The 9,262-nt window shown below is 68.4% G+C and carries 8 protein-coding genes and 2 pseudogenes; 4 read left to right on the forward strand and 6 right to left on the reverse strand.

What is annotated here, in order from left to right:
• Nucleotides 1-169: 169 nt before the first annotated feature.
• Nucleotides 170-568, reverse strand: coding sequence for a MerR family transcriptional regulator (locus ACWCQ6_RS34265; RefSeq protein ID WP_451095982.1), 399 nt, complete (start codon nucleotides 566-568; stop codon nucleotides 170-172).
• A gap of 128 nt (nucleotides 569-696) precedes the next feature.
• On the opposite strand from ACWCQ6_RS34265, the pseudogene ACWCQ6_RS34270 reads away from it, so the two are divergent.
• Nucleotides 697-1,852: pseudogene (locus ACWCQ6_RS34270) on the forward strand (MFS transporter).
• 618 nt (nucleotides 1,853-2,470) lie between these two features.
• Here the strand turns inward: ACWCQ6_RS34270 and ACWCQ6_RS34275 are convergent.
• A complete protein-coding gene (locus ACWCQ6_RS34275; RefSeq protein ID WP_451095984.1) occupies nucleotides 2,471-3,016 on the reverse strand; it encodes a GNAT family N-acetyltransferase in 546 nt (181 codons plus the stop codon).
• 47 nt (nucleotides 3,017-3,063) lie between these two features.
• Nucleotides 3,064-3,423: an ArsR/SmtB family transcription factor gene (locus ACWCQ6_RS34280; RefSeq protein WP_344516589.1), complete on the reverse strand. Its 360-nt coding sequence runs from the start codon at nucleotides 3,421-3,423 to the stop codon at nucleotides 3,064-3,066.
• A gap of 127 nt (nucleotides 3,424-3,550) precedes the next feature.
• On the opposite strand from ACWCQ6_RS34280, the gene ACWCQ6_RS34285 reads away from it, so the two are divergent.
• Entirely contained in the window at nucleotides 3,551-4,891 is a 1,341-nt protein-coding gene (locus ACWCQ6_RS34285) for an MFS transporter (RefSeq protein WP_451095987.1), read from the forward strand.
• 111 nt (nucleotides 4,892-5,002) lie between these two features.
• Here ACWCQ6_RS34285 and ACWCQ6_RS34290 read toward each other — a convergent pair whose 3' ends face one another.
• Nucleotides 5,003-5,974: an alkylmercury lyase family protein gene (locus tag ACWCQ6_RS34290; RefSeq protein WP_451095989.1), complete on the reverse strand. Its 972-nt coding sequence runs from the start codon at nucleotides 5,972-5,974 to the stop codon at nucleotides 5,003-5,005.
• Between the two features lie 55 nt (nucleotides 5,975-6,029).
• On the opposite strand from ACWCQ6_RS34290, the gene ACWCQ6_RS34295 reads away from it, so the two are divergent.
• Both ACWCQ6_RS34295 and ACWCQ6_RS34300 read left to right on the forward strand, forming a co-directional pair.
• Nucleotides 6,030-6,428: a MerR family DNA-binding protein gene (locus ACWCQ6_RS34295; protein WP_451095991.1), complete on the forward strand. Its 399-nt coding sequence runs from the start codon at nucleotides 6,030-6,032 to the stop codon at nucleotides 6,426-6,428.
• An 83-nt stretch (nucleotides 6,429-6,511) separates the two neighbouring features.
• Nucleotides 6,512-7,488: pseudogene (locus tag ACWCQ6_RS34300) on the forward strand (IS5 family transposase).
• Between the two features lie 42 nt (nucleotides 7,489-7,530).
• On the opposite strand, the gene ACWCQ6_RS34305 reads toward ACWCQ6_RS34300, so the two are convergent.
• Together ACWCQ6_RS34305 and ACWCQ6_RS34310 are read right to left on the reverse strand one after the other, a co-directional pair.
• Nucleotides 7,531-8,424, reverse strand: coding sequence for an IS982 family transposase (locus ACWCQ6_RS34305; protein WP_451095992.1), 894 nt, complete (start codon nucleotides 8,422-8,424; stop codon nucleotides 7,531-7,533).
• Between the two features lie 57 nt (nucleotides 8,425-8,481).
• Entirely contained in the window at nucleotides 8,482-8,979 is a 498-nt protein-coding gene (locus tag ACWCQ6_RS34310; RefSeq protein WP_451095994.1) for a VOC family protein, read from the reverse strand.
• Nucleotides 8,980-9,262 lie beyond the last annotated feature (283 nt).

Raw genomic sequence — 9,262 nt, forward strand, 5'->3', positions numbered from 1 at the left:
CGCTCGTTTGCGCAGCTCAAGGGGATACGAAGAGGGGCGTGCCATGACTCAATCCTTTCACGGAATCGAGTCTCCATTCGAACCGGGGCGGTTCACCTTGGTATCGGCGTATGGGGGTTGATCATCGCCATAATGATCGAGCTAATCTATCGGCCCTAGATGTTATGTGTCATGACGTTGTAGGCACTTCGGATGTGGCATTGGCTGACTTGTTGCTGCGTACGGCGTTGAGGTAGTCGGCGATGGCGTCTCTGTTGCGGATCAGGCACTCGATGCGTTCGGTCATCCGGTCGCGTTCACGCTCCAGCGTGCCGATCATCTCGGGTGTCGCGTCCGAGAAGTAGATGATCCGGGGCTGATCGAGGCACGGGAGTATCTGTTTGATGATCCGGGTCGGCAGGCCGGCGTCGAGCAGTCCTCTGATCTGCAGGACCCTGTCCACCAGGTAGTCCTCGTAGTCGCGGTAGCCGTTCGGGGAGCGGGCTGCGGTGATCAGGCCCTGCTCCTCGTAGTAGCGCAGGAGCCTTCGGGGGGTGCTGGTGCGCTCCGACAGTTCTCCGATACGCATGTGCCCGACCTCACGCTTGCTCGCTTGACCTTCACATCAATGTGATGGTTCGAGCATAGCTGCCATGCGAACCCAAGCCGCGCGGCTGACCAGCGCCGCGAACGAAGCCAGCGACCAGCGGCTCCCCCCTGGGCGCCCTGGCTGCGCTGGCCACTGCCGCCTTTATCACCATCCTGACCGAGGCACTGCCGGCGGGGGTACTGCCCTCGATGAGCGAGAGTCTGCGGGTCAGCGAATCTGCGATGGGGCAGTCGGTGACGATCTACGCGATCGGTTCCGCTGTCGCGGCGATCCCACTCTCCACGGCCACCTCCGGATGGCGGCGCAGACGGCTGCTGCTGACCGCCATGGTTGGTTTTGCGCTCGCCAATACCGTCACAGCTGTCTCAGGAAACTATGCGCTGACGATGGCCGCTCGATTCGTCGCCGGACTGGCCGCCGGACTGGTCTGGGCGATGTTGGCCGGCTACGCGCGGCGCATGGTGCCCGGCACGCTCCAGGGCAAGGCAACCGCGGTAGCAATGGCGGGCACACCACTCGCCCTCTCGCTCGGGGTGCCCGCAGGAACCCTCCTCGGTCAGACGTTCGGCTGGCGGATCACGTTCTGGTCCATGACCGTGCTCGCTGTCATCCTGCTCGCGTGGATCGGTCTGGCGGTTCCGGACTATCCCGGGCAAGCCCAGACACGGCCGGGCCCCCATCGCACAAACCCTCCGCCTGCCCGGGGTGGCACCAGTTCTGTTCGTCACTTTGGCCTTCGTCCTGGCCCACAACATCCTGTACACCTACATCGCCACGTTCCTTGACCGACTCGGCATGGCCGATGCCGTCGATTTGGTGCTGTTCGTCTTCGGCATGGCGTCGGTGGTGAGCATCTGGGTGGTAGGCGCCCACATCGACCGTCGCCCACGCGTCCTCACCATCGCCAGCACCGTCCTGTTCGCCGTAGCGGCCACCGTCCTGGCGGTGCTCGCCGACAGCGCTGTCGCGGTCTACGCCGCAGGGACACTGTGGGGACTGGGATTCGGCGGTGCTGCCGCTCTCCTGCAAACAGCCTTGGCTGACGCTGCGGGCACCTCCGCGGACACTGCCCAAGCCATGCTCGTCACCCTGTGGAACACCGCCATCGCCGCCGGCGCGGTCATCGGCGGCCTCCTTCTCGGCAGTCTGGGCCCCGCATCCTTCCCCTGGTCCGTGCTCGCGCTCCTTGCTCCGGTACTGGTCATTGTGGTCACCGCCCGCAGGCACGGCTTCCCCTCAGGACGCCCGGGCGCGAGCGCCTGATCACACGTGTCGAAAACCGCACCCGCCCATCTGCCCGAACCCATCACCGCAGCCCAGCACCGCTCCACCGCAACGCCCCACTGTCGGTCGAAGGAAGGCGCCGACTCATCGAGCGCTGCCGGGAACGCCCGATCTCCCACGTGGCCGCAGAGATGGGCCCCTCCAGACCCGTCTGGTCGCTGTGACCCTCGCCGACCAGGCCGGCGCCGCCCTCGCCACCGCAGCACCGGGCACACCCCGCAATGACACCAATGGCTTCGGAATCCCTGCGCTCTTGGTTCGCCGCTCGCTTAACGGCCCGACCTCCTCCAGCGTGAACCCGAGCCGCTGGGCGGCCTCGATCACCCACAGCGCGATCACCGCATCCTCACCGTAGAGGCGGTGGCCGCCGTTGCTGCCCTCCCCTACCGCCGGACGTGGGCAGGTGGTGCCCGTCAACCACCGCCCCACCGGACGAGGCCTCGCCTCGCTCGTACGAATGGCGTGCACGGCACCGGCAAACCGGCCGGGCGATGACCGCGTCAGAGACGGCCGAGCGCCCAGTCTCCCCAGAACACCCCCGGTCAGTCGGACACCACCACTCCTCGCCCTCCCTCCGCAGGCACCGAAGCGTCCGTGTCACAACGGTGCCAGGAGCATGAGAACCTCGTCCCGGTCGTCTCCGGGAGCCAGTCGCAAGGCGCCGGGCCAGCGGCCTATCTCCTTCCAGCCGAGACGCCCGTAGAAGTCCTCTAGTCCGACACCGCCGCGCGCGGCGAGGTGGAGTTGTTCAAGGCCCATCTCGTCGCGGGCGATCTCACGGGCCCGGTTCATCAGGGCCGTGCCGATGCCACGCCCACGTGCGGAGGTGCGGGTCTGGACGTGGTGGAGCGTGCCCCGGTGGGTGACGAGGGGATGTGCGTCCTTGCGCATGTTCAGCCAGCCGGCGAGCTCGCTGCCGGCCCACGCCGTCAAGAGACGGCTGCGGTCCGCGTCCAGTGCAGCGACGAGGTCCGCTGCCGCCGCTGCGACCTCGTCGGGGTCGACGGGTGGGAAGGGAAAACCGGCGGCTCCTCCGGCGTCGCTCACCTCGATCCAGCAGCGTGCCAGCTGTTGTTGCAATGCTGCATCGACATCATGGGGGCGGGTGTACTGACGAAAGGACACCGGGGCTTGTGCGCTCATCCGGGGAGTCTGGCAGAGCGGTCCGACAGCGCCGACTCATGTGTGGTTCAGGCGTGCGGGGCCTGCCCGCTGACCCGGTGGTCGGCGTGGCTGAGCGCTTCCATGACCAGGCGCCGCAGGTGTCCGTCGCTCAGGCTGTAGTACATGTGCCGCCCCTGGCGGCGGGTTTCCACCAGGCCCGCCAGGCGCAGTTTGGCCAGGTGCTGGCTCACGGCGGTGCGGGAGGCGGAGACCTGCCCGGTCAGGGAGCCGACGTCCGCCTCCTCCCGGGCGAGCAGCCACAGCAGGTGCAGCCGGGTCGTGTCGGAGAGCAACGCGAACACCTCGGTGGCCTCGCGCAGACGAGCGCTGTCGGGGGCCCGCAGATGCGCATGCGGCGCAGGTGTTGCGGGATCGCTCTTGGTCATGCCGACAGCCTACGGCCGACTCGGAACAACCAGCCCGAAGCGTTTACGTTCGATAGATGCGCAGGTGTGCACATGTTGATTACGGTGGAGTCGCCGCCCGTTCGCATTGGTCAGGGAGTGCCCTCGCATGCTCTTCGTGCTGCGCAACCGCACCTACCGCCGTCTGTTCACCGCCCAGGTCGTCGCCCTGGTCGGCACCGGCCTGGCCACGGTGGCACTCGGGCTGCTCGCATACGACATCGCGGGCTCCGATGCCGGGGCGGTGCTCGGCACCGCGCTGGCGATCAAGATGGTGGCCTACGTCGCCATCGCCCCGGCCATCGGCGCACTCGCCGACCGGCTGCCGCGCCGGACCCTGATGGTCGGAGCGGATGCGACCCGGGCCGCCGTCGCGCTGCTGCTGCCGTTCGTGGACCAGGTCTGGCAGGTGTACGTCCTGATCTTCCTGCTGCAGGCCGCGTCCGCGGCGTTCACGCCGATGTTCCAGGCGGTGATCCCCGACGTGCTCCCGGCCGAGCGCGACTACACCCAGGCGCTGTCCCTGTCCCGCCTCGCCTACGACCTGGAGAGCCTGTTCAGCCCGGCCCTGGCCGCCGCCCTGCTCTCCCTGATCACGTACAACTGGCTCTTCCTGGGCACGGTGTTCGGCTTCGTCGCCTCGGCGGCACTCGTGATCGGAGCCGTACTGCCCAAACCGGACACCCCCGCCACCTCGCGCACCGGCAGCGTCTACGCCAGAGCCACCGCGGGCACGCGCCTCTTCCTCACCATCCCGCAACTGCGCGCCCTGCTCGCCCTCGACCTCGCGGTCGCAGCGGCGGGCGCCGTGGCCACCGTCAACACCGTCATCTACGTGCACGACCACCTCGGCCGCGAGGTCGCCGACGTGCCCTGGGCCCTCAGCGCCTACGGGGCGGGCTCAATGGCCGTGGCACTGCTGCTGCCCCACGTCCTGGACCGGGCCTCCGACCGCGCGGTAATGCTGCGCGGCGCCCTGCTGCTTCCCCTCGTCTTCGGGGGCCTGGGCGCCATCACGGCGGCCGACAGCGGAAACTGGCGCTGGCCCGCGCTCCTGACGGCATGGGCCCTCTTCGGCGGAGCCGGCTCGATGGTGCTCACTCCAGCAGGACGACTGCTCCGCCGAGAGGTCGCGCCCCAGGAACGCACGGCCGTGTTCGCCGCCCAGTTCTCGCTCTCGCACAGCTGCTGGCTGCTGACGTATCCGCTGGCCGGCTGGCTCGGCGCGGCGGCCGGACTACAGTCGGCCGTGCTGGCGCTGGGCGCAATCGCGCTGGGCGCCGGACTGCTGGCAGTGCGGCTGTGGCCGTCACGGGAACAGGCCGGTGCCGAGCACGATCACACCGACCTCCCGGACGACCACCCTCACCTGGCGGGCGCAACCCGTATCGCCTCGGGCTGGCGCCACCACCACGCCCACCTCACCGACACCCTGCACACCCACCAATAAGCGTCGGCCAGGCACCGGGGGGAGGGCGCCGCCAACACGCTGAACTTGACAGAGAAATGCCCTTCTCGGTCGGGTCGCGGCGTTGCGGCGGGTTCATGGTGGTCCGGCTTCCTATGCGGGTGCGGCCAGCAACGGGCCGAAGATGTCCGCGCCCAGGCGCTCGGCCTCGGCCTGGTCCAGCACGGCGCCGCTGATGTCGGCATGCTGGCCGGTCCACTGCTCGGCGGTGGCGAGGTCGGTGAAGAAGCGCAGGTAGCCACAGCACACGGCGGCGGCCGGGCCGGTGCCGGGGCGGGCGCCGTAGTAGACCACCGTGGTGGCCGGCTGCCAGGTGGTCTTGCCGCCGGTGAACTCCACCCGGATGTTCTCGCCGGTGAGCGGGTCGGTGGAGGTGATGACGGCGTCGGTGCCCAGCATGACCGGGATGCCGAGCGCGTCGATCGCGCACATCGACCACACCGTGGGCCCGTCGGCGATCTGCACGACGTGCTCGGTGGCGGTGGCGGAGAACGGGTACGCGGCCTGGATTCGGCCGGCGTCGTCCAGAGTGAAAAAGTCCTCAGCAGCCAGTTCGGCGAGTACCCGGGCGGCCGGTACGGCGAAGGGCGCGGCCGCCGTCTCCAGCTCGGCCTGCTCGGGCGGGGCGCCGGTGGTGGCGAAGGAGCGCAGGACGGCCTGCTGCACCGCCCGCAGGCCACCGTCGATCGGGGCGAGCCGACCCTGCCCGGCCCGTCCGGCTGCCCGGTCCGCTCCGCCAGTGGCGGGAGTGCCGAGCACGCGCCGCAGCTCCTCGACAGAGGGCGCTCCGCCGACCCGGCCGTCGGCGCTGCGGTAGAGGCGGCAGGACATGCTAGCCGGAGCGCCCGGGGCGGCGAACGGGTCGCGGCCTTCCACCAGCAGCGTCGGCGAGCCGTGCATACCCCGGTGTTCGGCCTCCGCCTGGCCGTCGACCACGTGCTCGGCGACCTCCACGTCCGTGCGGCCCGCGAGGGCGAGCGCCAGCCGCTCCCTGAGCACCGGGCTGTTCGGGCAGTCCGGGACGATCAGCATCTCCACGCGCATCAGCGGCACCTCTCTGGTCACGCGACCCACGGTAGACCTTCCACCACGCTGGAAGGTCAAGGGCTACGGTGGAGGCATGCGCATCGGAGCCCTCGCCGCCGCCACCGGCACCACCACCAAGACATTGCGCTTCTACGAGCAGGCCGGGCTGCTGGCGGATCCGCCCCGTACCTCGGGCGGCTACCGCGTCTACCCGGCCCACGCCCCGGCCCGGGTCGGCTTCATCCGCTCCGCCCAGGCGGCCGGCCTCAGTCTCGCCGAGATCCGCGATGTCCTGGCGATCCGCGACGACGGCCACCCGCCCTGCGCTCACGTCGCCGAGATCCTCAACAGGCACCTCGCCGACGTCGAGCACCGGATCGCCGAGCTGAAGGCGACCCGCACCATGCTGCGCGAGCTGACCCTGACCGCCTCCGCCACCGACCCCGCCACCTGCACCGAGGGCGACATCTGCCGCATCCTCGCTTCCGACTGAGCGGGCACTAGGGTCTGTCTCCGGTCGTGATCAAAACCGGGTTTTGAGCCCCCACCAGGGCAGCGATCCGGTAGGACTCTGGTATGACGCATGCGCAACTCGCCGATGAAGAGTGGAAGTTGATCGAGCCGTTCCAGCCGATAGGCAGGTTCGGCCCGTATCCCGAGCGGCTGCGCGACCAGTTCGAGGGGGTGATCTGGCGGTTCCGCACCGGCAGTCAGTGGCGCGAGATTCCGGCCCGGTTCGGGGCCTGGCAGACCGTCTGCAACCGGTTCGTTCAGTGGCGCGATGCGGGCGTCTTCGATGCCCTGCTCAAAGGCATGATCGCCGAGGCCGCCCGGCGGGAGCAGGTCGACATGTCCCTGCTCAGCGCGGATTCCACCACGGCACGCGCCCATCACGACGCGGCCGGCATGCGGGTGGACGGGGATGTCCTGGCCGCCCTGGAGGAAGCTGCCCGGCAAAAAGGGGACCGCCCGAGGGACAGAACGGGCAGGACGACGACCCGAACCGAGCCGAGCGGCGACGCATCCGCCTGAGGCGGCAGGCCCGCCTGAAGGCCGCCCTGCTCGGCCGGTCCCGCGGCGGACTGACCAGCAAGGTCCACCTCGCCGCGGACCGCAACTGCCGCCCACTGGCGTTCCTCCTGACCGCCGGGCAGGCCGCCGACAGCCCACAGTTCATCCCCGTGTTGAGCAAGGTGCGCGTCCGTGTCCCGGTCGGCCGCCCCCGTACCCGCCCCGCGGCCGTCGCCGGCGACAAGGCCTATTCCTCCCGGGCCAACCGGGCCCACCTGCGAAATCGCCAGATCAAGGCCGTCATCCCGGAGAAGAAGGACCAGGCAGCCAACCGCAAGAAAAAGGGCAATCGGGGCGGAAGGCCGGTCACTCACGACACCGATCTCTACCGCGCCCGCAACACCGTCGAACGCGCCATCAACAAGATCAAGGCCTGGCGAGGACTCGCCACCCGATACGACAAGACGCCCGAAAGCTACCTCGCCGACCTCCACCTCCGCGGCGCGGTCATCTGGATCCGCAGCCTCCAGCCCACTCAGTGATCACAACCGGAGACACGCCCTAGACGATCAAGTCCGATGTCTTCAGTGATCGAATGCGACCAGCGAGCGCGTGATCGGCGCGCCGGTCTTGTGGTTGCGCCAGATAGCGGCGGCCATCGCCAGGATGCGCTGGGCGACCCGGACGGCGACGCCCTCGAAGGTCCGTCCGCCGTGCAGCTCCAGGTCCAACTGCCCCTTCAGCGTGTCGTTCACCGACTCGATCAGCTGCCGCACCGACTTGAGCAGCCCCTCGCCCTTGCGCTTCTTCTCCCGCTTGAACGATGGCCGCAGCAAGGTGATGCCGCGCATGGCGAGGTCGTTCTCGAACTCCTTGGAAGCGAAGCCCTTGTCGCTGATGAGCAGCAGGCCGGGCCGGTCGGTCACGAGACCGGTGTCGATGTCGAGCATGGCTTGCAGGACCTCGCGCTCGTCGAGTTTCGGGTTGGCCAGGGCCCACAGGATCGGCATTCCGGTCGGCGTGCAGACCAGATACAGGCGCAGGCCCCAGAAGAACCGCGAGTGCGAGGCGCAGTATCCGTATCCGGCCCAGCCGGCCATCTCCGAGCGTTTCACCGTCGGCCGCGACATGCCGCACGGCACGGGCGTGGAGTCGACGATCCAGTGGGTGTCGAACCAGAAGTCCGTGTCCGCCGCGAGTATCCGTATCGCCTTCTTGACCAGCGGCAACGCGGCCTTGAGTCGCTTGTTGTACCCGGACTGCTGCGGGAGATACGGAAACATCGACGCCAGGTGCACGTTCGCGTACCGCAGCCAGCGCGTCTCGGAACCGAAGCCCAGCAGCGCCTGCGCGACCGCGAGCGTGACCAGCTCCGCATCGGTCAACTGTGGTGGCCTGCCCATCCATCGGCCTGTCTCCAGCTCGTCGTCGATCTTCACGTACAGTGCGGTCAGCAGGGTGTCCAGGTTGTTCGTCACACAACGATCTTGGACACCCTCTTCTCACCCCGGGACTGCAGGCAGCACAATGGCTGCTCAGCCGAAGTCAGAGGCCCGGCCTGGGAAGAAGTCGGCGCTTTGGACATACTCCATCGCTTTGGTGAACTCCGGGTCGCCGAGGCGGCGTTCCATCTCCTGCGGGCTCAGGTCCTCCATGCGGGTCTGGATCCAGTACAGGTTGCCCAGCGGGTCACGCACCCGCCCGACCCGGTCGCCGAAGAACAGGTGGGTGACCTCGGTGACCGAGGTGCCGCCGACCGCGACAGCCTGCCGATGCACGGCGTCGGCGTCCTCGACGTAGAGGCGGAGGAAGCCGGGGGTCGGCGGCCACTCCGGCCGCGCGTCGAACATCATCACCACCGAGTCACCGATCCGCACCTCTGCATGCTCGATGCTTCCATCCTTGCCGGCCAGGCATGCGAGCTCCTCCGCGTCGAACGCCCTCTTCATGAAGTCGATGAGCTGCACTGTGTCGCGAGAGATGATCCACGGCGTCACGGTGTTGTAGCCCTGGGGAACCGGCTTGACGGACATCTGGCTGCCTCCTGGAGTGCGAGTGCCTCAACGTTGGTGATGACGCTAGTTCCGCTCTAGGTCAATTCCTGTCCTAGAAGGCGCCCGGTGGATGACCACGGACGTCACCGCCAGAGTCGCCGCGACGAGTGCACCGCTCACAAACAGGATCTCGCCAGACGTGCCAGCCAGACATAGGACTTGATCGTCTAGTACTGCAACCGCATCTGGGGTGACCATCAAGACTGGCTGTCGTTGGTATGACTGTGTACTCATGAGTTGACGGTCGAGCAGGTCGCGTCGT

This window comes from Streptomyces sp. NPDC001880, assembly GCF_053594575.1.